The organism is Thiobacillus denitrificans, assembly GCF_001530125.1.
Classification (GTDB): domain Bacteria; phylum Pseudomonadota; class Gammaproteobacteria; order Burkholderiales; family Thiobacillaceae; genus Thiobacillus; species Thiobacillus denitrificans_C.
In genome coordinates, this window is sequence record NZ_LDUG01000036.1 from 36,505 (window position 1) to 56,599 (window position 20,095).

Annotated in this window: 24 protein-coding genes; 20 read left to right on the forward strand and 4 right to left on the reverse strand. The window is 61.0% G+C overall.

Going from position 1 to position 20,095, the window contains the following annotated elements:
* The first annotated feature begins 175 nt into the window (after positions 1–175).
* The 5 genes from glgP (at position 176) to ABW22_RS12550 (ending at position 4,856) form a co-directional block, all read left to right on the forward strand.
* A complete protein-coding gene (gene glgP, locus ABW22_RS12530; protein WP_237763342.1) occupies positions 176–1,969 on the forward strand; it encodes an alpha-glucan family phosphorylase in 1,794 nt (597 codons plus the stop codon).
* Between the two features lie 79 nt (positions 1,970–2,048).
* Positions 2,049–2,786 carry a sulfate reduction electron transfer complex DsrMKJOP subunit DsrO gene (dsrO, locus tag ABW22_RS12535; RefSeq protein WP_059757182.1) on the forward strand — a complete coding sequence of 246 codons (738 nt, stop codon included), beginning with the start codon at positions 2,049–2,051 and terminating at the stop codon, positions 2,784–2,786.
* A 28-nt stretch (positions 2,787–2,814) separates the two neighbouring features.
* Positions 2,815–3,177, forward strand: coding sequence for a DUF3470 domain-containing protein (locus tag ABW22_RS12540; protein WP_059757184.1), 363 nt, complete (start codon positions 2,815–2,817; stop codon positions 3,175–3,177).
* Between the two features lie 213 nt (positions 3,178–3,390).
* Positions 3,391–4,134: a ferredoxin--NADP reductase gene (locus tag ABW22_RS12545; RefSeq protein WP_059757187.1), complete on the forward strand. Its 744-nt coding sequence runs from the start codon at positions 3,391–3,393 to the stop codon at positions 4,132–4,134.
* A gap of 197 nt (positions 4,135–4,331) precedes the next feature.
* On the forward strand, positions 4,332–4,856 hold the full coding sequence (locus tag ABW22_RS12550) for a transaldolase family protein (protein WP_237763343.1): 525 nt from the start codon (positions 4,332–4,334) through the stop codon (positions 4,854–4,856).
* Positions 4,857–4,904: 48 nt separating this feature from the next.
* On the opposite strand, the gene ABW22_RS12555 is transcribed toward ABW22_RS12550, so the two are convergent.
* From ABW22_RS12555 to ABW22_RS12565, 3 genes are read right to left on the reverse strand one after another with little or no spacing between them, the layout of a single operon-like run.
* Positions 4,905–5,396 (reverse strand): hypothetical protein, encoded by a 492-nt coding sequence (locus tag ABW22_RS12555; RefSeq protein WP_059757190.1) that lies wholly within the window; start codon positions 5,394–5,396, stop codon positions 4,905–4,907.
* 14 nt (positions 5,397–5,410) lie between these two features.
* Positions 5,411–6,172, reverse strand: a complete 762-nt coding sequence (locus ABW22_RS12560; protein ID WP_059757193.1) for a DUF4197 domain-containing protein — start codon at positions 6,170–6,172, stop codon at positions 5,411–5,413.
* A 25-nt stretch (positions 6,173–6,197) separates the two neighbouring features.
* A complete protein-coding gene (locus ABW22_RS12565; protein ID WP_059757196.1) occupies positions 6,198–7,595 on the reverse strand; it encodes a PhoH family protein in 1,398 nt (465 codons plus the stop codon).
* Positions 7,596–7,922: 327 nt separating this feature from the next.
* On the opposite strand from ABW22_RS12565, the gene ABW22_RS12570 reads away from it, so the two are divergent.
* Both ABW22_RS12570 and ABW22_RS12575 read left to right on the forward strand, forming a co-directional pair.
* Positions 7,923–8,303 (forward strand): HIRAN domain-containing protein, encoded by a 381-nt coding sequence (locus ABW22_RS12570; protein ID WP_059757198.1) that lies wholly within the window; start codon positions 7,923–7,925, stop codon positions 8,301–8,303.
* An 11-nt stretch (positions 8,304–8,314) separates the two neighbouring features.
* Entirely contained in the window at positions 8,315–9,403 is a 1,089-nt protein-coding gene (locus ABW22_RS12575; protein WP_088178787.1) for a PQQ-dependent sugar dehydrogenase, read from the forward strand.
* Between the two features lie 4 nt (positions 9,404–9,407).
* Here the strand turns inward: ABW22_RS12575 and ABW22_RS17370 are convergent, their stop codons facing one another.
* A complete protein-coding gene (locus ABW22_RS17370; RefSeq protein ID WP_157648633.1) occupies positions 9,408–9,584 on the reverse strand; it encodes a hypothetical protein in 177 nt (58 codons plus the stop codon).
* A 12-nt stretch (positions 9,585–9,596) separates the two neighbouring features.
* Here ABW22_RS17370 and tsaB point away from each other — a divergent pair, with 12 nt between their 5' ends.
* The 13 genes from tsaB to ABW22_RS12635 all read left to right on the forward strand — a co-directional run bounded on the left by tsaB (position 9,597) and on the right by ABW22_RS12635 (position 19,696).
* Complete coding sequence (gene tsaB, locus ABW22_RS12580) at positions 9,597–10,286, forward strand: tRNA (adenosine(37)-N6)-threonylcarbamoyltransferase complex dimerization subunit type 1 TsaB (RefSeq protein ID WP_059757200.1); 690 nt, start codon at positions 9,597–9,599, stop codon at positions 10,284–10,286.
* Positions 10,283–10,765, forward strand: a complete 483-nt coding sequence (gene rimI, locus ABW22_RS12585) for a ribosomal protein S18-alanine N-acetyltransferase (RefSeq protein ID WP_059757202.1) — start codon at positions 10,283–10,285, stop codon at positions 10,763–10,765. The genes tsaB and rimI overlap by 4 nt, the downstream gene beginning before the upstream one ends.
* A complete protein-coding gene (locus ABW22_RS12590; protein ID WP_059757205.1) occupies positions 10,759–11,424 on the forward strand; it encodes a uracil-DNA glycosylase in 666 nt (221 codons plus the stop codon). The genes rimI and ABW22_RS12590 overlap by 7 nt, the downstream gene beginning before the upstream one ends.
* A 139-nt stretch (positions 11,425–11,563) precedes the next feature.
* On the forward strand, positions 11,564–12,670 hold the full coding sequence (locus ABW22_RS12595; RefSeq protein WP_059757208.1) for a class I SAM-dependent methyltransferase: 1,107 nt from the start codon (positions 11,564–11,566) through the stop codon (positions 12,668–12,670).
* Positions 12,671–12,703: 33 nt separating this feature from the next.
* A complete protein-coding gene (locus ABW22_RS12600) occupies positions 12,704–13,384 on the forward strand; it encodes a LemA family protein (RefSeq protein ID WP_059757211.1) in 681 nt (226 codons plus the stop codon).
* A 7-nt stretch (positions 13,385–13,391) separates the two neighbouring features.
* Complete coding sequence (locus tag ABW22_RS12605) at positions 13,392–14,237, forward strand: TPM domain-containing protein (RefSeq protein ID WP_059757213.1); 846 nt, start codon at positions 13,392–13,394, stop codon at positions 14,235–14,237.
* Positions 14,231–14,737 carry a TPM domain-containing protein gene (locus ABW22_RS12610; protein ID WP_088178788.1) on the forward strand — a complete coding sequence of 169 codons (507 nt, stop codon included), beginning with the start codon at positions 14,231–14,233 and terminating at the stop codon, positions 14,735–14,737. The genes ABW22_RS12605 and ABW22_RS12610 overlap by 7 nt, the downstream gene beginning before the upstream one ends.
* A 1-nt stretch (position 14,738) precedes the next feature.
* Complete coding sequence (locus ABW22_RS12615) at positions 14,739–15,146, forward strand: NfeD family protein (protein ID WP_059757217.1); 408 nt, start codon at positions 14,739–14,741, stop codon at positions 15,144–15,146.
* A gap of 42 nt (positions 15,147–15,188) precedes the next feature.
* On the forward strand, positions 15,189–16,109 hold the full coding sequence (locus tag ABW22_RS12620; RefSeq protein ID WP_059757220.1) for an SPFH domain-containing protein: 921 nt from the start codon (positions 15,189–15,191) through the stop codon (positions 16,107–16,109).
* A gap of 147 nt (positions 16,110–16,256) precedes the next feature.
* Entirely contained in the window at positions 16,257–16,829 is a 573-nt protein-coding gene (locus ABW22_RS17375; RefSeq protein WP_157648634.1) for a hypothetical protein, read from the forward strand.
* A 414-nt stretch (positions 16,830–17,243) separates the two neighbouring features.
* Positions 17,244–17,642 (forward strand): hypothetical protein, encoded by a 399-nt coding sequence (locus ABW22_RS18115; protein ID WP_157648635.1) that lies wholly within the window; start codon positions 17,244–17,246, stop codon positions 17,640–17,642.
* Positions 17,643–17,726: 84 nt separating this feature from the next.
* Positions 17,727–18,242: a hypothetical protein gene (locus ABW22_RS12630; protein WP_059757226.1), complete on the forward strand. Its 516-nt coding sequence runs from the start codon at positions 17,727–17,729 to the stop codon at positions 18,240–18,242.
* A gap of 80 nt (positions 18,243–18,322) precedes the next feature.
* Complete coding sequence (locus tag ABW22_RS12635) at positions 18,323–19,696, forward strand: ATP-binding protein (RefSeq protein WP_059757229.1); 1,374 nt, start codon at positions 18,323–18,325, stop codon at positions 19,694–19,696.
* Positions 19,697–20,095: the final 399 nt, after the last annotated feature.

Genomic DNA, 20,095 nt, shown 5'->3' on the forward strand with positions numbered 1-20,095 from the left:
GAGCGGAAACCGCGCGCGCCGAAGGCCTGTCGCTCGACCGGCTCGAACGCTTGCTTAACGAGGAGGCCGGCCTGTTAGGCCTGTCGGGCGTAATGGCGACCATGAGGCATTCGGGCTTCAGGAAGTCCGGTCATGAACGAAACCACGGGGCTATCCGAGGTCGCAAAGAGCCCGCATGGCAATGGCCTATAGTGCCAAGGGGGACCGCGTGAGCGCGCTGAGCGGGGAGCGACGCAGCGACGAAGAACTTGCGATCCCCCGGGGGATCATGCTTGATGATTTCATCCACGAACCACGCATCGCCTATTTTTCCATGGAGATCGCGCTGCGCAACGAGATCCCGACCTACTCCGGCGGTTTGGGCGTGCTGGCCGGCGATACCGTGCGTTCGGCCGCCGACCTCGTGCTGCCGCTGGTGGCGGTGAGCCTGGTGAGCCGTGCCGGCTATTTCCGCCAGGCGATCGACGCCCAGGGCCGGCAGGTCGAGCAAGCGGCCGTGTGGGAGCCACGCAAGTGGGCCAAGCCCCTGGATGCCAAGATCGCCGTAAATATCGAAGGTCGGGCGGTATGGATCGGCGCGTGGCTATATGTGCTCGATGGCTACCTGGGCGGGCGCCAGCCGGTGCTGCTGCTCGACACCGATCTGGACGAGAACCAGCCCGAGGACCGCGAGATCACCCATTACCTATACGGCGGCGACGACGTCTACCGGTTCAAGCAGGAAATCGTGCTCGGCATCGGCGGGGTGCGCCTGCTGCAGGCACTCGGTTTCAGAATCCGCCAGTACCACATGAACGAAGGGCATTCCGCGCTGCTCGGCCTCGAACTGCTGCGGCGTTATGCTTATCCGCCCGGGGACCTGCGTCCCGGTGAACTGCCCTACGACCTCCCGCGGGTGCGCGCGCTGTGCAACTTCACCACGCATACGCCGGTCGAGGCCGGCCACGACCGTTTCTCCTACGCGCTGGCGCAGCGCATGCTCGGCACCACCGTCGAACTTGCGACGCTCAAGCATCTCGCGGGCGAGGATAGCCTCAACATGACGCGGCTCGCGCTTAACCTGAGCGAATACGTGAACGGCGTGGCCAAGCGCCATGCCGAAATCTCGAATACGATGTTCCCCGGCTACCGCGTGCACGCCGTCACCAACGGCGTACCCCCGTTCACCTGGACCAGCGAGCCCTTCCGCAAGCTCTACGACCATTACCTTCCGAGCTGGTGTCACGAGCCCGAGCAGCTCGTGCGCGTCGACTGCTGCATCCCCGACGACGCCATCTGGGATGCACATCTGCAGGCCAAGCAAACGCTCATCGAGCAGGTGCGCGCGCGTACCGGTGTTGCCTTGCAACCGGAGGTGCCGATCCTCGGGTTCGCGCGGCGCATGACCGCGTACAAGCGTCCCGACCTGTTGTTCGCCGACCTCGAACGCCTGAAGGCCGTCGCCCGGCAGCACGCGTTCCAGATCGTGCTCGCCGGCAAGGCCCATCCGCACGACGAGGGCGGCAAACGGCTGATCGAACAGTTGCACGCCCAGGCGCGCGCACTCGAAGGCGTTGTGCCGGTTGTCTATCTGCCCGACTACGACATGGATATCGCCCAGGCGCTGGTGGCCGGCGTCGACCTCTGGCTCAACACACCGCTGCGTCCGTTCGAGGCCTCCGGCACCAGCGGCATGAAGGCGGCGTTCAACGGCGTGCCGAATCTGAGCGTGCTCGACGGCTGGTGGGTCGAGGGCTGCATCGAGGGCGTGACCGGCTGGGCGATCGGCAATGCCGTGGGCGCGGACGACGGCGACGCGCGCGCCCTGTACGACAAGCTCGAACAGGTGGTGTTGCCGCTTTACTACGGCTACAGCGGTGACCCCGGCGGCTGGATCAAAGTGATGAAGGGCGCGATCAGCAAGAATGCGTCGTACTTCAACAGCCACCGCATGATGCGCCGCTACGCGACGGAGGCGTACATCCGATGAATCGCGGCGCAAGAAAAGCGGCGCAAGAAAATCTCCATCAAGCGCCTGTTACCGACAATGCTGCCAAGGAGCCAACACCATGAGCCTGAACCGACGTGATTTTCTGGGCCTAGCCGGTGCGGCCGCAGCCGCCACCGCCCTGGGGCCCGGTTTGCGTTTGATCGAACTCGCCCGGGCGCGCGCCCCCGAGGAAGCGGCCTCCAGCCTGCAACGCTGGGGGCTGTTGATTGATGTAAACCAGTGCGCTGACGGCTGCACCGCCTGTGTCGATGCCTGTTTCGTGGAAAACGGCGTCTACGGCCACGGGCGGCCCAGGACCGATGCGCAGTGGATTCGCAAGGTGACCGTCACGGATGAGCAGTACGGGCACACGCAAGCATTCCCGGTCATGTGTCAGCACTGCGAATTTCCGCCCTGCGTGGACGTTTGTCCGACCGGGGCGTCCTTCCGGCGCGCCGACGGCATCGTGCTCGTGAACAAGCACACCTGCATCGGCTGCCGCTACTGCATGATGGCCTGTCCCTACAAGGCGCGCTCGTTCCTGCACGAAGATGCCCATGACCAGAAACCCTACGCGCCGCGGGGCAAGGGTACGGTCGAGTCCTGCACCCTGTGCGTTCACAAGGTGGATCGCGGCGACGGCATCACCGCCTGTGCCGAGGCCTGCCTGCGTGAGGGGCACCAGGCGATTCTGTTCGGGGACCTGAAAGACCCCGATAGCGAGATCAGCAAGCGCCTGACGGCGCAGCCTTCGAAGCAGATCCGGGCGGACCTGAATCTGAATACCGGCGTGCGTTACCAGGGTTTATTGGGATGAGGCGAACGGCGTTAGCCAAGGAGAATCGATGAGTGCCACGGTCAAGGATCCGGTCTGCGGGATGGAGGTCGCCCCGGCGCAGTTCGAAACAATATACGAGGGGCTTCACTATGCCTTCTGCTCGGAGCAATGCCGGCAGCGCTTCGCCGCCAATTTCCTGACCATTGACCCGGATGATTGCATCGACTGCACGTTGTGTGTTGTGGAATGCCCAGTGGATGCGATTTTTGCTGACGAGGACGTTCCGAAAGGCCAGGTACGCTTTATTGCGCTCAATGTGGAGCTGGCAAGAGCCTGGAACTGGCAGCCGATCATCGAGAAGAAACCCCCTCCATTCGATGCGGACGAATGGGCCAAGGTGAAAGATAAATTTGATCTGCTGGAGCGCTAGCAGGCTGACGCAGAGCCCTACGTAGTCGCAGCGCCGACTTTCGAGATGAGGCGCGACAGTATGCCGGCGCTGAACTAAACGATAGGCGAGAGAATGAATCATGAGTGTCGCTACCCACTGTCAGAGAAACCCGGGTAGCGCATGCTTGATTTATGCATTTCTTGCAGATTTGACCAGGCTGTGAAATTTGGTTGTCATCGGATTGGAGTTGTCATGGTGCAATGGGTGGAAGGTCACGTCGTTGGCAAAACAACCTGGAGTCAACGGCTTGTTTCGCTCCAGGTTGATGCGGATATCGCGCCGTTCGAAGCCGGTCAATTCATCAAGCTCGGACTGGAGGTTGGGGCCGAAGCTGTCGGCCGGCCTTACTCGCTGGTCAATGCACCGGGCGAACGACCTCTCGAATTCTGCTTTTCCGTGGTACCGGGCGGGCCACTGAGCAAGCGGCTGGCTGCCTTGAATGCGGGGGATTCCATTCTTGTCGCACCTCACGCCAGCGGTTTTCTGATCCTGCGCGAAGTAATAAGCGGTTCCCACCTGTGGCTAATCGCCAGCGGCACTGGCATCGGGCCATTTCTTTCCATCCTGAAAACAGCGGAGCCATGGCAGCGCTTCGAGCGTATCGTGTTGGTGCATGCGGCGCGTTTGGTGAGCGAACTAATGTATCGAGACACAATCAGTGAATTCGCGGAAACGCATACGGACAAGTTTGTATTTATTCCGTTTGTCAGTCGGGAGCCGACCGATTTTGCCCTCCCCGGCCGCATTCCGCAAGCCATCGAAAATGGACAACTGGAAACTCGCGCCGGCATCAAATTCAGTGCAGCGCAAAGCCAGATCATGCTGTGTGGTAATCCGCAAATGGTGGACGAGATACAACAACTGCTTATCGAGCGCGGCCTTAAAAAACATCGCCGACGCGAACCGGGGAATATCAGCGTAGAGAGTTACTGGTAGTCACGGGAATGGTTAGCGTAGTAATCGGCCCGCAGCCGCAAATCGCGCCGAAGTAAGTAAAAATAACACTCATACATATCAATCACTTAAGATTACTTACTTGAGAGGTTCAGCGAGCGCATTGGCGAACTGGTTAACTATGATTTACCGACCTTGCTCGACGCCCCCGAGGCTGAGCGCGCTAAATAGGAGGAACGATGAAAGCCACACAACAACGGCACCATCTCGGGCAAAGCCTCTGGCTCGACAATATCACACGCGGGCTGCTGACGAGCGGCACACTGGCCCGCTATATCAGCGAGCTTTCCGTGACAGGGCTGACCTCCAATCCCACTATCTTTGAGCACGCCATCAAAGATGCTGATTTCTACGATGATGCCATTCGCCAAAAGGCGCTTGCCGGCAAGTCGGGCGAAGCACTCTTTTTCGAACTGGCGCTGGAGGACCTGATCCAGGCCGCCGATCTGTTTCGCCCGGTTCACGACGCCACTGGCGGGGTTGACGGTTGGGTGTCGCTGGAGGTGTCGCCCTTGCTGGCGGATGACACGGCCGGTAGTCTTCAGGCGGCAGTGCAACTGTATGCGCAGGCGCAGCGTCCGAATCTTCTCATCAAGATACCCGGCCCCCCCGCGCGCCATCCGGCACATAAAAGGGCGTCTTTTTGGTCAGCGCCGCGTTGCAAATCCTCGCGATACTTTGAGTATCGCTGCGCCTTGCTCTGACCAAAAAACCATCCATTTTATTTGTGCCGTCAAGCATGCAACACCCCACTAGCGCGGCGCCTGCCAGCAGTTATTGCTGATCTGCCAGGTCATCGAGAGTTGCTCGCTGGTGGGATACAGCACGTATTTGACCCCCATGTAGTCGGCGCCTTTGCGCCAGAACATCGCCAGCAGGTTTTTTTCGCCGTTGGCGATGACGCTGGTGTAGGGAATGACCTTGAGCGGATTGCCGTACAGGTTCGAATAGTTCGACGCGATGATGACGAAGTGGCGGAAATCCGGTTCGACTTCCTGGTCGAATGCCACCAGCTTGTCGTTGCAGAAGGTGAACAGGAAGCGGCGGCCGGCGGGGTGGTCGGGGGGATCGTAAACAAGCAGGCCATCGATGCCGACCGACAGGGTCTTGCCGAAATTCCAGGTCTTGAGCGCCTGTTCGACCTCGGTGCGGCTCATGCCATGTTTGAATTCGCCGATTTCCCAGGCCTGCGCAGGCAGGGCGAGCAGCAGTCCGGCGAGGAGGGCGCTAAGGGCGGTTCTCATGCGCGGCGTGACGGCTATTTTCCGGTGACGGCACCAAACACTTTTTTCAGCAGATCGCTGCCGGCCTGCATGGGGTTGGCGCGGATTGCGGCTTCATTTTCGCCGATCACGGTGTAGAGCCGGTCGAGCGCCTGCTGGGTGACGTACTGCTCGACGCTGGCCTGCTTCTTGTCGATCAGGTTGAACTGCGCGGCCGCGCCGGCGTACTGGTTGTACTGCTGTGCCAGCCCGACCTTGTCGGTGGTCGCCTTGACGATGGGGCCGAAGCGTTCGGTGAGTGTGGATTCGGTTTTCCTGCGGAAGAAGTCGGTGGCCGAAGTCTGGCCGCCGGTCAGGATGCCGCGGGCGTCTTCCAGCGTCATTGCCCTCACCGCATCGACCAGCAGGGTTTTAGCCTCCGGCACGGCAGCTTCGGCGGCGCGGTTCATCGACAGCACCAGCTCGTCGGCCTGCCGCCCCATGCCGAGCATGCGCATGGCTTTTTCGGCCTTCTGCAGGCTGGGCGGCAGCGGGATTTTCAGCGCGGGGTTACCGAAGAAGCCGTCCTTCTGCCCCAGCTGGGCGACTGCGGCATCCGCCCCGCGGGTGAGCGCCTCCTTCAGTCCGGCATTGATGTCGGCGTTGGAGAGCGCATCGGCGCCGCTGGCGGCTGGCTGGCTGGCAGGCTTGCCAAGCACGCCACGCAGCATTTCGTTCCAGTCGACGGCGTGGGCGGGCAGGGCCAGGGTGAGGCCGGCGGCCAGAATGATACAGCGCGTTGAAATCAGGGTGGTCATGGCGCGTCTCTTAGAGATGTTTGGCTTACAGTACTTCTGCAGCATAGTCTGCCAGACGCGAACGTTCACCCCGCTGTAGCGTAACGTGACCATTGTGCGGCCAGCCCTTGAAGTGGTCGACCACGTAGGTGAGGCCGGAGCTGCCCTCGGTGAGGTAGGGCGTGTCGATCTGCGAGATGTTGCCCAGGCACACCACCTTGGTGCCGGGCCCGGCGCGCGTGATCAGCGTCTTCATCTGCTTGGGCGTGAGGTTTTGCGCTTCGTCGATGATCAGGAACTTGTTGAGGAAGGTGCGCCCGCGCATGAAGTTCAGTGACTTGACCTTGATCCGGCTGCGGACCAGGTCCTGCGTCGCCGCGCGCCCCCAGTCGCCGGCCTCGTCGTCGCTCTTGTTCAGCACGTCGAGGTTGTCTTCCAGCGCGCCCATCCACGGCGTCATTTTCTCCTCTTCGGTGCCGGGCAGGAAGCCGATGTCCTCGCCCACCGGCACGGTGACGCGGGTCATGATGATTTCGCTGTAAAGCTTCTTGTCCAGCACCTGCGCCAGCGCGGCGGCGAGCGTGAGCAGGGTCTTGCCGGTGCCGGCCTGGCCGAGCAGGGTGACGAAATCGATCTCGGGATCCATCAGCACGTTGAGCGCGAAGTTCTGCTCGCGGTTGCGCGCGACGATGCCCCACACGTTGTTTCGGGTGTGGCTGAAGTCGCGCACCGTGATCATTTCCGCCTGCTTGCCCTCGACCTTCAATACCTTGGCGTAGAGCGGGTTGGGGCCTTCCTGGTAGACGAATTCGTTCGGCAGCAGGCTCGCCACCAGCGGACCCGTGATGCGGTAATAGGTATGGCCGTTGGCCTGCCACGACTCCATGCCCTTGCCGTGGGTCTCCCAGAAGTCGGCGGGCAGTTCGCGCAGGCCGGCATATAGCAGGTCGGTGTCTTCCAGCACCTTGTCGTTGAAGTAGTCCTCGGCCGGCAGCCCCAGCGTGCGCGCCTTGATGCGCATGTTGATGTCTTTCGACACCAGGATGACCTGACGCTTGGGGTGGTGGCGCGCCAGGAACAGCACCACGCCGAGAATCTGGTTGTCGACCTTGGAAGTCGGCAGGGAGAGCGGGATGTCGCCGGTGATCGCCTGGGTCTGCAGGAACAGCTTGCCGCTGGCGGCGTTGTGGCTGTGCGGCGCGAGCGGCACGCCTTCCTCGATGGTGTCGAGCTTAGAGACCATCTCGTCGAGAAAGCGGCTGGCCTGGCGGGCGTTGCGCGAGACTTCGGTCATGCCCTTCTTGTGCATGTCGAGTTCTTCCAGCGTGGCGATCGGCACGTAGATGTCGTGCTCCTCGAAGCGGAACAGGCTGGTGGGGTCGTGCATCAGCACGTTGGTATCCAAAACGAACAGCTTGGTCTGGGCAGCAGCTTTTCTCGGCATGGCGTGGTGGTGGGGGCGGTTGAGAATGCATTCATCCTACATCAAGCTGAAGTGGGCTTGTCGAGTCAAAAAAGTAAACCTGAAACCTGCCCGCCAGCGCGGATATGGCAGCGGTTTTCTCAGTAGAATGCTGCGTTAACCCTGAAATTCGGGCCATCGCATGAAGCTAAAAACCGCAGTTGAACCACAGAGGCACAGAGAGCACAGAGGAAAAACAACAAGCTGCGTGTGCCAGTGCGCTCACCTGATGGGTGAAGGCTCGTTGATCGATCGATAAGCCATTGGTTTTTTACTTTTCTCAGTGCCTCTGTGGTGAGGATTTTTAGGATGAATCGTCGGCTGGCGTTGCTGTGTCTGGTTTGGGTGTGGGCGCAACCGCTCTACGCCCAGGTCGCTGCGCACATCCTGCTGCAGGATTCGCCGCTGGCCGGGTTCCAGTACCACGCGGGCAAGACGCTGTGGCCGCAGATGCAGGTGGGCGATGCGCTCACCCTGGTTCGCGAGCCGGACAATACCCATGATGCCAAGGCCGTGCGGGTGGAATGGCAGGGCCACAAGATCGGCTACGTGCCGCGCCGCGAGAATGCCGACGTCGCGCGCTTCATGGATGGCGGCCAGACACTGGTGGCCCGGATCGTCCGGCTGGCCGAAGTGCGCAACCCGTGGTCGCGGGTGCGTTTCGAGATTCTGATTCCCTTGCAGCCCTAAAGGAGCAAGCCATGAAGCGACTGATCGTATTCACCCTGATGGCGTTCGGCTGGCTGGCGCAGGCGGCTGCGGATGCCTTGCCGCTTGCCAGTCTCAGCCTGCCGCCCGGATTCGAGATCGAGCTGTTTGCCCGCGTGCCCAATGCGCGGCAGATGGCGCTTGGCAAAAACACCCTGTTTGTCGGCAGCATGCGTGCTGGCAAGGTCTATGCGATTCCGCTCAAGGGCGCGCGCAAGCCGGTGGTGATTGCCGATGGCCTCAATCTTCCGGTGGGCGTGGCGTTCCGCGACGGCGACCTGTACGTGTCGGCGGTGAGCCGCATCCTGCGGCTGCGCGATATCGAGGCGCGCCTGAACAAACCACCGCGCCCCGAGGTGGTCAGCAGCGCCTATCCCACCGACACCCATCACGGCTGGAAATTCATCGCCTTCGGCCCCGACGGCAAGCTGTATGTGCCGGTGGGCGCGCCGTGCAACATCTGCGAGCCTGATCCGGATCGCTACGCCAACATTACCCGGCTCGATGTGACGAGCGGCAAGGTCGAGGTGGTCGCGCGCGGCGTGCGCAACAGCGTGGGCTTCGACTGGCAGCCGCAAAGCGGCGAGCTGTGGTTCACCGACAATGGCCGCGACCTGATGGGCGATGATGTGCCGCCGGACGAACTCAATCGCCTGAGCCGGTCCGGCCAGCATTTCGGTTACCCGTATTGTCATGGCGGCACGATCGCCGATCCCGAGTTCGGCCAGACTCGACGCTGTGCCGAGTTTGTGCCACCGGTGCAAAACCTGGGTGCGCACGTGGCCAGCCTGGGCATGCGCTTCTACACCGGCACGCAATTTCCCGAGCGCTACCGCAATGCGGTCTTCATCGCTGAACACGGCTCGTGGAACCGCAGCAGCAAGGTTGGCTACCGTGTCAGCATGGTGCGGCTGCAGGGCAACCGCGTGGTGAGCCACGAACCCTTCGTCAGCGGCTGGCTGCAGGACGAGTCTGCATGGGGCCGTCCGGCCGACGTGCTGGTGATGCCCGACGGCAGCCTGCTGGTGTCGGACGACCATGCCGGTGCGATTTACCGCGTCGTCTACCGTGGCAACCGGTAAAATATCAGTCTTCCGAATTGGAAATTAGCGACATAAAAATGCCGAAACCGTCCCCATCCTTTGTTGCCGCGCTTGCCGGGTGTCCGACCCGGCTGCGCGCGCCGTCGCGGCTGGAAACGGTTTCGTCATTTTTATTCTGCGAAGGTCTTTTCGGGGCAATGTTCCAGTCGCGAATGTCCAATTCGGAACACTCATGAAATTGCTCGTTCTCGATACCTCCACCGAATATTGCTCGGCCGCGCTGTGGCTGGATGGCCGCATCCAGGCACAGCGCGTGCTGGCCGGACAGCGGCATAGCTCCCTGCTGCTGCCGATGGTGGACGAACTGCTGCGCGAATCGGACATCAGCCTGCGCCAGCTCGACGGCATCGGCTACGGTGCCGGCCCCGGCTCCTTTACCGGGCTGCGTATCGCCTGTGCGGTGACGCAGGGTCTGGCGTTTGGTGCCGACCTGGCGGTGGTCGGCATCTCCACGCTGGAATCGATCGCCGAGCAGACCGGGGCCGAGCGGGTATTGACCGTGCTCGATGCGCGCATGGCCGAGGTCTACTGGGCGGCCTATCAGCGCGACGGCACAGGCTGGCGTGCCGTCAGCGAACCGCAACTGGCGTTGCCCGAATCGGTCGCCGTACCGTCTGGCGGCGAGTGGGTCGGCGCCGGCAATGGCTTTGCCGCGCTGGGCGCAGTGTTGCGCCCGCGTCTGGCATCACAACTCGCGCACATCGACGACACCCTCATGCCCGACGCCGCGGCGATGGCGCCGCTGGCCGCCCGGGCATTCGAACGCGGCGAGGGCATGGACGCTGCGCTCGCCGCGCCGATTTATCTGCGCGACAAGGTGGCACTGACGGTGGACGAGCGCCGCGCCAAGAAATCCGCATGAGCGCCCTGCCAGACACGCCGGTCCACGAGGTCGCGCACCGCCTGCGCCCGATGGCCGAAGCCGACCTGCCGCGCATCCACCGCATCGAGCTGGCGAGTTACGAATACCCGTGGAGCCTGGGCAATTTCGCCGATTCGATGAGTGCCGGCTACAGCATGTGGGTACGCGAAGCCGAGGGCGAGGTGATCGGGTATTACGCGATGACGGCGGCGGCGGGCGAAGCGCATCTGCTCAACCTCACCATCGCACCGATCTGGCGGCACCACGGCCTCGGGCGCGATCTGCTCGACCACTGCCTGACGTGTGCCCGCGACCACAAGGCCGAAAGCCTGTTTCTCGAAGTGCGCACCTCCAACACCCCCGCGATTGCGCTGTATCACAGCAGCGGCTTCGTCGACCTGGCGGCGCGGCGCGGCTACTACCCGGCGCGCGACGGCCGCGAGGACGCGCTCATCATGAAGAAAGACCTGACATGCTGAGCCGCGACGACGTCTTCAACGAACTCGGCATCGGACCGGCATGGCGCCTGCGCGAGACGCCGGCCTCACCCCTCTCCACTCTCGGCTCTCCGCTCTCGGCTCCTGCTTACACCTGGGACACGCTCGCCGAAGCCGTCGCCCATTGCAGCGCCTGCAAACTCTCCGCCACCCGCACCCAGGGTGTGCTCGGCGTGGGCGACCGCAACGCCGACTGGCTGATCATCGGCGAGGCGCCGGGCGTGGAGGAAGATGCGCAGGGCGAGCCTTTTGTCGGTCAGGCAGGCAAGCTGCTCGACGCCATGCTGGTCTCGATCGGCCTGAAACGCGGCAATAACGTCTACCTCACCAACGTGCTGAAATCGCATCCGCCCGGCAATCGTAATCCCGAGCCGGACGAAGTGGCAGCTTGCCGGCCCTATCTGCTGGCGCAGATCGAACTCATCCAGCCCAAGCTCATCCTCGCGCTGGGACGCGTCGCCGCGCAAAGCCTGCTCGATACCGACGAAGCGGTCGGCCACCTGCGTGGCCGGGTGCACGCATTCCAGGGTGTGCCGCTGGTGGTGACCTATCACCCTGCCTACCTGCTGCGCAAGCCGACCGAAAAGGCGCGCGCGTGGGAGGACTTGTGCCTGGCGCGGCGCACCATGCAGAACTTGTAAAACCCTTCACCACAGAGACACGGAGAAAACCGTTCAATCTATTTGCCTTTCCTCTGTGTCCCAAGGGATACCATCCCTGCGGGACATATCTCTGTGCCTCTGTGGTGAGATTCTTTTGTATCCGGATAACTGAACCCCTATGAAACTCCTGCATTCCGCGCTGCGTTTTCGCGTCAATTATTTCTCCGACCTTGGCCGCCATCAGGTGGTGATCTGGATGCCGGGCGACACGCCGCCGGTTGATGCCCAGGTCGATGTCGGGCCGAAAATCGAGCACGAGGTGCCGAACGAGGCGTTCCGTAGCGACATCGCACCGCTCAAGCTGGGGCGCTTTTATCCCTCGCAGCTGCTTCACGCCGCCGACGCGCCGGGCCCGATGTTCCGCGTAATGAAGCTGAACGACGAAAGCTTTGTCGCCAACTTCAGCCACCCGCTGCAGGGGCGCATCTTCAGCATTGACAGCGGCAAGAGCGATGTCTCGACCGAGCCGGTCGGCAAGGTGGAGCAACTGCTGGAATGGAGCGGCATGGAAACGCAGCTGCAAACGCCGACCGACTTCGAGGGGCCGGACGCGTTCAGCCGCGAGGACGAGTTCCCCGATACCGAGTTCTACGCGCTCGCCCGCAAGCTCACCCACGTCGACGCCGTGTGTGCGCGCCGCATCCAGGCGCTGTACCGCACCGTGCTGCCGGAGAACGCGCGGGTGCTGCGCCAAGACCGCCCGGAGGGTGAGCGTCTGGCGGCGTACCCCTTGCGGGTGCTCGACCTGATGGCGGGCTGGCGTTCGCACCTGCCGGACACGGTGCAATCCGCGGTGGGACTGGGGCTGAACGCCGAGGAACTGGCCGACAATCCGCAGCTCGCCGAGCGCATCGTCAAGGACATCAACGCCGATCCCAGGCTGCCGTTTGCCGACGCCAGCTTCGACGCGGTGGTGTGCACGGTGTCGTTCGAGTACCTGACGCAGCCGCACAAGATCGTCGCCGAGGCCAGGCGGGTGCTGAAGCCGGGCGGCATGTTCGTGGTGACGCTGTCGCACCGCTACTTCCCGCCCAAGGTCATCAAGCTGTGGACCGAGCTGCATCCGATGGAGCGCATGGCCTGGGTCGGCATGCTGATCAAGCAGGCCGGTTTCAAGAAGGTGGAAACCTACGTCGAGCGCGGCCTCAAGCGCCCCAAGGACGACCGCTACGCCGACACGCTGACCGAGTCCGACCCGCTGTTTGTCACCTGGGGCGTGGCGTAAACTAAGCTCATACAATAATCACAGGAGACTGACATGTTCAAGTGGCCCGATGTATTCAAATGGGTAAGCGCGACATTCGTGGCGTTGACCCTTAGCGGTTGCGGCTACAACACGCTGCAGAGCACCGACGAGGACATCAAGGCCACCTGGGCCGAGGTGCTGAACCAGTACCAGCGCCGCGCCGACCTGGTGCCGAACCTGGTCAACGTGGTGAAGGGCTACGCGGCCCATGAAAAAGAGGTGCTCATCAGTGTGACCGAGGCGCGCGCCCGCGTCGGGGCGATCCAGGCGACGCCCGCGCTGATCAACGACGAAGCCGCGTTCCAGAAATTCATCGCCGCGCAGGGCGAACTTACCGGCGCCATCTCACGCCTCTTGCTGGTGGCCGAAAACTATCCGCAGCTCAAGGCAGACGGCCTGTTCCGCGACCTGCAGGCGCAGCTCGAAGGCACCGAGAACCGCATCACCGTCGCCCGCAACCGCTACATCGCCGCGGTGAAAACCTACAACGTCACGGTGCGCTCCTTCCCGTCCAACCTCACCGCGATGGTTTTCGGCTACAAGACCAAGCCGAGCTTCACGGTGGAAAACGAGCAGGCCATCGCCGTGCCGCCCAAGGTCGATTTTGGCACCTCCGCCCCGGCACCGGCTCCCGCGCCGGCTGCACCGGCCAGCGGCGGTGACGCATCCGGCAGTCTGTCGCCCGGCTATTGAGTCCCGGATGAACAGGCTGTTCCGGACGCGGTTCGCGTTCGGCCTTTTGCTGGCGAGTCTTGCGCTGTCCGCCTGGGCCCAGGTCGCAGTGCCAGACTTGTCGCGCCGGGTCACCGACCTGACCGCCACGCTCAGCGTCGATCAGGTCGCCGCGCTGGACGGCAAGCTGGCCGCGTTCGAAGCGCAACAGGGCAGCCAGATTGCCGTCCTCATCATCCCCACCACCCAGCCCGAGGACATCGCCCAGTTCGGCATCCGCGTCGCCGAGCAGTGGAAAATCGGCCGCGCGAAAATCGACGACGGCGTGATCCTGATCATCGCCAAGGATGACCGCACGCTGCGGCTGGAAGTCGGCTACGGGCTGGAGGGCGCGATTCCCGACGCGATTGCCAAGCGGGTGATCGCCGAAACCATTACGCCCCACTTCAAGGCGGACGATTATTACGGCGGCATCGACGCCGGCGTGCAGCAGCTGATGCGGCTGATCGAGGGCGAGCCGTTGCCGCCGCCCAGCGAGGCGGGCAGCAACGGGGACGATGGCGCCCTCGTCATCCTCATCATCGGTGGCATGGTCGCCGGCTGGCTGCTCTCCCTGCTGATGGGCCGCCCGGCCGCGGGCGGGGTCGCCGCGCTCGGCAGCGGGGCAGTGGGGGCGATGCTGCTGGGGTTCACCCCGCTGTTGCTGTTCATTGCCGTGTTCGTGTTCGCTGGGGTGGCCGGGGGATTCCGCCCCGGCGGCGGCTGGTCCAGCGGCGGCGGAGGTGGATTCGGCAGGGGAGGTGGATTGGGAGGCGGCTCCTGGGGCGGCGGCGGAGGTGGATTCGGCGGCGGAGGCGCATCGGGCTCATGGTGAATTTCAAACGTTGGCTCAAACATGCATTCATGCCGCCGTGGGCATGGCGGCGCGCGTTTCCGCAGGCCACCCTCGACGCCATCGAGGCCGCAATCGGTGCCAGCGAAACCACCCACGGCGGCGAAGTCCGCTTCGCCATCGAGAACAGCCTGCCCGGCATCCTGGCCTGGCGCGGCATGCGCGGCCGCGAACGCGCGATCGAGATGTTCTCCAACCTGCGCGTATGGGACACCGAACACAACAGCGGCGTGCTGATCTATCTGCTGCTGGCCGACCATGACATCGAAATCGTCGCCGATCGCGGCATCGCCGCGCGGGTGGCCCCGGCCGCATGGGAGGCGGTGGCGCAGACGATGGAAGCCGCGTTCAGGCAGGGCGAATTCGAGCGCGGCGCGCGGGCGGGGGTCGAGCAGGTCGGCGCGCTGCTGGCAGCGCATTTCCCGCCGTCCGGGCATAATCCGGACGAGCTGGCGAACCGGCCCGTGATTGTGAGGAGATAAGATGCAGGCGTATGTGGTGTGGTGGATTCTGGCGGCGGTGCTGGTGGGCGTGGAGCTCACCAGCGGCACGTTTTACCTGCTGGTGTATGGCCTGGCCGCAGCGGCGGCGGGCGGGGCCGCCTGGCTCGGCGCCGGGTTGTTTACACAGTTGCTGACGGCAGGCGTGATCGCCACGCTGGGCACCCTGGCACTGCGTCACTGGAAACGGAGCACCGAACATCCGGAATCCTCTTTACAGAACATGGACATCGGCCAGACCGTATGGGTCGAATCCTGGCAGGGCGGTCGCGGGCAGGTCAAATACCGCGGTGCACTGTGGGATGCCGAGGCCGAGTCGGCCGGCGTCGATAGCACGCACCCGCTGGTCATTCGTGCCGTCAAGGGCAATACGCTGATCCTGGGCAACTGAAATCCGGACAGCGCAATACTTAAATCAAAGGGAGAAAAATAAATGGACGTTGTCGCACTCGTCATTCTGATTGTTATCGCTATCGTCGTCGCCAAGGGCGTGCGCGTCGTCCCGCAGCAAAACGCCTGGGTGGTCGAACGCCTCGGCAAGTTCCACGCCGTGCTCGGCCCCGGCCTCAACCTGGTCATCCCCTTCATCGACACTGTCGCCTACAAGCATTCGCTGAAGGAAATCCCGCTCGACGTGCCGAGCCAGGTCTGCATCACCCGCGACAACACCCAGCTGGCGGTCGACGGCATCCTCTACTTCCAGGTCACCGACCCCAAGATGGCGTCCTACGGCGCGAGCGACTACATCGATGCCATCTCGCAGCTGGCGCAGACCACCCTGCGCTCGATGATCGGCCGCATGGAAATGGACCGCACCTTCGAAGAGCGCGACGACATCAACCGCGGCGTCGTGCTGGCGCTGAACGAAGCGTCGACCAACTGGGGCGTCAAGGTGCTGCGCTACGAGATCAAGGACCTCACCCCGCCGAAGGAGATTCTCCACGCCATGCAGCGGCAGATCACCGCCGAGCGCGAAAAGCGCGCGCTCATCGCATCCAGCGAAGGCCGCATGCAGGAGCAGATCAACATCGCCACCGGCGCGCGCAATGCGGCGATCCAGGAATCCGAAGGCGAGATGCAGGCGGCGATCAACGTCGCCCAGGGCGAGGCTGAAGCGATCAAGGCCATTGCCGCCGCCAACGCCGAAGCCATCGCCCGCGTCGCGCGCGCCGTCGAACTGCCCGGCGGCATGCAGGCGGTGAACCTCAAGGTCGCCGAAAAATACGTCGAAGCCTTCGCCGGCATCGCCAAGACCGGCAACACCCTGATCGTGCCGTCCAACATGGCGGACATCAGCACGCTGATCGCGGGGGCGATGAGCGTGGTGAAGTCGAGTGGGGCGGGCGCGCAGTAAACAAACTGAAATCCTGCGGCTTACTCATAACTGACAAAGATCCGGGCAGTGTGGAGAAAAAAATGACACAGAATTATCAGCCTAACCCTGCATTCGAGCAGTACCGCCGCGAAGCGGAGGCTCCTCAATTTGAACGTTAGCTCTTATATGGACGAATCGTCATTATTTGGAAACTCCAAGTCCTACTGGGACATGCTGAATGGTTTTGCAAACTGGTTCGCTGCAGCGGGTTCTTTTGCGGCAGCATCGGTTGCTCTGTACATTGCGAATCGCGCTGCTAAACCATCAGCAAGAGTTTCGGTTGGGCACCGGATTGTCCTTGGCCCAGGCAGCTCTAAACCCTACCCCGAGTTTGCTGTCTTTCGGATAGTTAATACCGGGGATCGCCCCATACGCGTCATCCAACTTGGTTGGAAAGTTGGCCTTTTCCGAAAACGCTCTGCTGTTCAAATGTACGAAGCAATACAGAGTAGCCCGCTCCCAGTTGAGTTAACACATGGCCAAGAAGCATCGTGGTTCGTTCCGCTCTCTGCAAGAGAAGAACCGTGGTTGGAGTATTTTGCAAAGGGCATGCTCACGCCTAGCTACCGCACGGCACTGTGGACATTACGTGCTCAGGTATTCACCTCAGTAGGCTTTGTGTTCGAATCCAGGCCCGAAGAAGGTTTGCTAAAACGCCTGCGAGATGCATGTATAAAGGTAACAAAGAATGGGAGCTAACCCCTCTATCAGTCAACCGGACGCCCCAACAGCTGCGCTGTTGGGGTTCCCTCCGCGCTACGCGCTCCGGCACCGATTACTTCAAACGTTATGCCTCACATGACTGAGCTACCTCCCGACCAGCTTGCGCTCGAAATAGAAGACTTGATTCGCACTATGCCAGGGCCACGAGACTTCTCAGTCAACCCGGATAAGTGTCTTCCATGGCTCGGGCGTGCCAATGCCGCTATGCGTGCGTGGGATACTGTTCAATCCCTCATTCACTTTGAACCGTTGGTGCGTACGGTATCCACTGGCGGTAATTTCGATTTCAGCGCCACTCGGCGAAATGTCCTTGTGCAACTACACCAAGCGCAAAGCGACTTGCGCTTTCGTATAACTGGACCGCTGTCTCTCGGAATTGATTCTGGCAGAGTGTTTGATTACTTCGACGAAGTCCGGAAACTTGTTGAGTCCGCGAAGGCCGATCTTCTGTTCGTCGATCCCTTCCTTGATGCCGAATTTGTCTCGCGCTACCTCCCGCATGTACCCGATGGTACTGCGGTTCGCCTACTCGCACGGGAGCGGATGGCCTCCCTTAAGTCAGCAGTCGCTGCCTTTTCGGCGCAGAACAATATTGTGGTCGAGGCTCGCAGCGCAGCAGGCTTCCATGACCGCTATATCTTTGTTGACGGCTTGGCGTGCTACCAGTCGGGCGCCTCGTTCAAAGATGGCGCGAAGAAGACGCCGACTACTCTCACCCAGATCACGGACGCCTTCGCGGTAGTCCAATCTACATACGAGAATCTATGGGCTCAAGGTACACCGGCATGAGGCCTAGCCTTTGTTGCAGGTGATTGCCAGCAAGCTGCGCTTGCCGGTGCGAACGTCTAACCTCTCATTCCAACGTTAGAGCGCATGACCACTCTTGCCCAGCAACTGGAGAAGGCTGACCGTTTGGCGACTGTTACTCAGGGCGTCGGCTTTGCCTTGTGGCAGCTTCAGGAGTTGGAAGGTGTCGCCGCTCAGCATTTCGTCTTACTGGTGCAAGCAAAGAAAGGCATGGGCCTCGCCGAAGGAAACGCGCTTGTAGAGAAGGCGCAGACCAAAACGTTTGGGGCCACACTCCATCAAATTGCTAAGGCTGGTCTCATCTCGCCCGAAATGGAGAAACGTTTCACGAAGCTCCTCGCGGAAAGAAACTGGCTAGTCCATCGCTCTCGTGCAGAGAGTCGCAACGTCATACATAATGACAGCGCAATGGCGGCTCTTGTGGGTCGACTCGATGCCATGGCAGTTGAAGCCCTCGCTTTGCTTAAGTACATCGATGCGGAAACTGGCTCCTTTGTCCGGAAACATGGGGTATCAATGCACTACGTTGAGCAAGTCTCAAAACAACTGTTGGAGCAATGGTATGCCGCAGATGCGCTCTAACCCTGCGTTCGAGGCTACCTGCGTGAAAAGCCGCGCCGGCACCTCAACTTCATGTTAGCTCGCAATATAAGGGAAATCCCATGGCAATAGAGATTACTGACGAGCAGCGGGACGCCATCTTGGCCCTCGAAGAGGGGCATTTCCATGATTTAAAGCGCAAAGAAATTGCACCATCAAAACTTAGTCGCTCCGTTAGCGCACTCGCCAACGCGGCGGGGGGCGAGCTCTATATCGGAGTAGAAGAGCACGAGGTCGCTGGGCAGCAGGTGCGCAATTGGAATGGTTTTTCGGATGTTGAGGATGCAAATGCATTCCTCCAAATGTTACACACCATTGCGCCGTTGGCGGATTTTATTGATACAACATTTCTTTCGCATCCGACGTCCAATGGTCAACTGCTAAAAATAGAAATTAGGAAAAATTCGACGTTAGTAAACACAACGGACGGCGTGGTTTATGTTCGCAAAGGGGCACAAAATCTGCCGGTGCCTGAAGGCGGTGCAATGGAACGGTTGCGCTTGGACAAAGGGATCGCGTCATATGAGGACTATACGGTTGATGTCGAACTTTCCGAAGTTGAAAACTCTGAAGTAATCATAGGATTCCTCATTAATGTAATCCCAACTGCCGAGCCAGAACCTTGGCTAAAGAAGCAGGGCATGATTCGTGACGGTAAGCCAACAGTAGCGGGCATCATGCTGTTTATGGATGAGCCGCAAGCAGCTCTGCCCAAACGAAGCGCCATCAAGATTTTTCGATATACCACATCAGATGCCACGCCCACACGGGATCAATTAGCGTTTGATCCGATCACGATTGAAGGTGCCGCCTATCATTTGATTTACGCCGCTGTGGAGCGGACCCAACACCTAATCGGAGAGATGAAAAAACTTGGGGCTGAGAGTCTTATTGAGATTACTTACCCACCAGAGACTCTGCACGAGATTATTACCAATGCTGTTCTCCATCGAGATTACAGCATCGCCGCAGATGTCCAGATCCGAATATTCGACAACCGGGTGGAAGTGGAGAGCCCTGGGCGGCTCGCCGGTCACGTGAGTCTTGAGAACATATTGGATACTCAATTCGCAAGAAATCAGCGGATTGTCAGGATGGTAAACAAATTTCCGAACCCGCCGAACAAGGATGTTGGCGAGGGACTAAATACAGCTTTTGATGCGATGAGGAAGTTGAGGCTAAAAGAACCATTTATAGAGGAAACGGAAAACTCCGTTAGGGTCATCATTCCCCATCAGAAGTTGGCTTCACCAGAAGATATGGTAATGGAATATCTGGAAGATTATGCCCAGATCGTCAATCGCGATGCGAGGCGTATTTGTGGCATTGCCTCGGAAAACACAATGAAAGGTGTCTTTAAGCGCCTCGAGGCCCGCGAGTTAATTGAACAAGTACCCGGAAGAAGTCGTTTCAGAGCGGCGTGGCGCAAACGGTAGGGTGAGAGCTAAATCGTTGCAGCAATGGGTCAAACGCCGCTTAACTCCCCTCCTGAGGTGTTGATGAAATCCAAAAATTCCATCATGGCACTTTCGATGCCGAACGCGGCAACTTCGCCGCAGCCACGAGACGGGGAAGTCCCTTTCATTCGTTAAACGTCTGCTTTTCAAACCGGCCAGCTTCCGCTACGGGTCGGGAGTATGCATTCGACGAAGTTGAAAGCAGCCGTTAAGCCATCCAGCGAAATTTCCCACCGTCGGCTTACGGGCATCGCGTCGAATTCACACAATCGGCCAGGAGCGGATGTTCAGGTTGAGGTGTCCGACCGTCTCACATTCGCCCAAAGCGGAAATGCGAGTCTGAGGCTCAACGGTTTCTAGTAAACTGGGGCCGATTCA

What these genes read in the sequence shown, in the direction of transcription:
- glgP (WP_237763342.1), top strand. Translation starts at nt 176, where the DNA reads ATGGCAATGGCCTATAGTGCCAAGGGGGACCGCGTGAGCGCGCTGAGC.
- dsrO (WP_059757182.1), top strand. Translation starts at nt 2,049, where the DNA reads ATGAGCCTGAACCGACGTGATTTTCTGGGCCTAGCCGGTGCGGCCGCA.
- ABW22_RS12540 (WP_059757184.1), top strand. Translation starts at nt 2,815, where the DNA reads ATGAGTGCCACGGTCAAGGATCCGGTCTGCGGGATGGAGGTCGCCCCG.
- ABW22_RS12545 (WP_059757187.1), top strand. Translation starts at nt 3,391, where the DNA reads ATGGTGCAATGGGTGGAAGGTCACGTCGTTGGCAAAACAACCTGGAGT.
- ABW22_RS12550 (WP_237763343.1), top strand. Translation starts at nt 4,332, where the DNA reads ATGAAAGCCACACAACAACGGCACCATCTCGGGCAAAGCCTCTGGCTC.
- ABW22_RS12555 (WP_059757190.1), bottom strand. Translation starts at nt 5,396, where the DNA reads ATGAGAACCGCCCTTAGCGCCCTCCTCGCCGGACTGCTGCTCGCCCTG.
- ABW22_RS12560 (WP_059757193.1), bottom strand. Translation starts at nt 6,172, where the DNA reads ATGACCACCCTGATTTCAACGCGCTGTATCATTCTGGCCGCCGGCCTC.
- ABW22_RS12565 (WP_059757196.1), bottom strand. Translation starts at nt 7,595, where the DNA reads ATGCCGAGAAAAGCTGCTGCCCAGACCAAGCTGTTCGTTTTGGATACC.
- ABW22_RS12570 (WP_059757198.1), top strand. Translation starts at nt 7,923, where the DNA reads ATGAATCGTCGGCTGGCGTTGCTGTGTCTGGTTTGGGTGTGGGCGCAA.
- ABW22_RS12575 (WP_088178787.1), top strand. Translation starts at nt 8,315, where the DNA reads ATGAAGCGACTGATCGTATTCACCCTGATGGCGTTCGGCTGGCTGGCG.
- tsaB (WP_059757200.1), top strand. Translation starts at nt 9,597, where the DNA reads ATGAAATTGCTCGTTCTCGATACCTCCACCGAATATTGCTCGGCCGCG.
- rimI (WP_059757202.1), top strand. Translation starts at nt 10,283, where the DNA reads ATGAGCGCCCTGCCAGACACGCCGGTCCACGAGGTCGCGCACCGCCTG.
- ABW22_RS12590 (WP_059757205.1), top strand. Translation starts at nt 10,759, where the DNA reads ATGCTGAGCCGCGACGACGTCTTCAACGAACTCGGCATCGGACCGGCA.
- ABW22_RS12595 (WP_059757208.1), top strand. Translation starts at nt 11,564, where the DNA reads ATGAAACTCCTGCATTCCGCGCTGCGTTTTCGCGTCAATTATTTCTCC.
- ABW22_RS12600 (WP_059757211.1), top strand. Translation starts at nt 12,704, where the DNA reads ATGTTCAAGTGGCCCGATGTATTCAAATGGGTAAGCGCGACATTCGTG.
- ABW22_RS12605 (WP_059757213.1), top strand. Translation starts at nt 13,392, where the DNA reads ATGAACAGGCTGTTCCGGACGCGGTTCGCGTTCGGCCTTTTGCTGGCG.
- ABW22_RS12610 (WP_088178788.1), top strand. Translation starts at nt 14,231, where the DNA reads ATGGTGAATTTCAAACGTTGGCTCAAACATGCATTCATGCCGCCGTGG.
- ABW22_RS12615 (WP_059757217.1), top strand. Translation starts at nt 14,739, where the DNA reads ATGCAGGCGTATGTGGTGTGGTGGATTCTGGCGGCGGTGCTGGTGGGC.
- ABW22_RS12620 (WP_059757220.1), top strand. Translation starts at nt 15,189, where the DNA reads ATGGACGTTGTCGCACTCGTCATTCTGATTGTTATCGCTATCGTCGTC.
- ABW22_RS17375 (WP_157648634.1), top strand. Translation starts at nt 16,257, where the DNA reads ATGGACGAATCGTCATTATTTGGAAACTCCAAGTCCTACTGGGACATG.
- ABW22_RS12630 (WP_059757226.1), top strand. Translation starts at nt 17,727, where the DNA reads ATGACCACTCTTGCCCAGCAACTGGAGAAGGCTGACCGTTTGGCGACT.
- ABW22_RS12635 (WP_059757229.1), top strand. Translation starts at nt 18,323, where the DNA reads ATGGCAATAGAGATTACTGACGAGCAGCGGGACGCCATCTTGGCCCTC.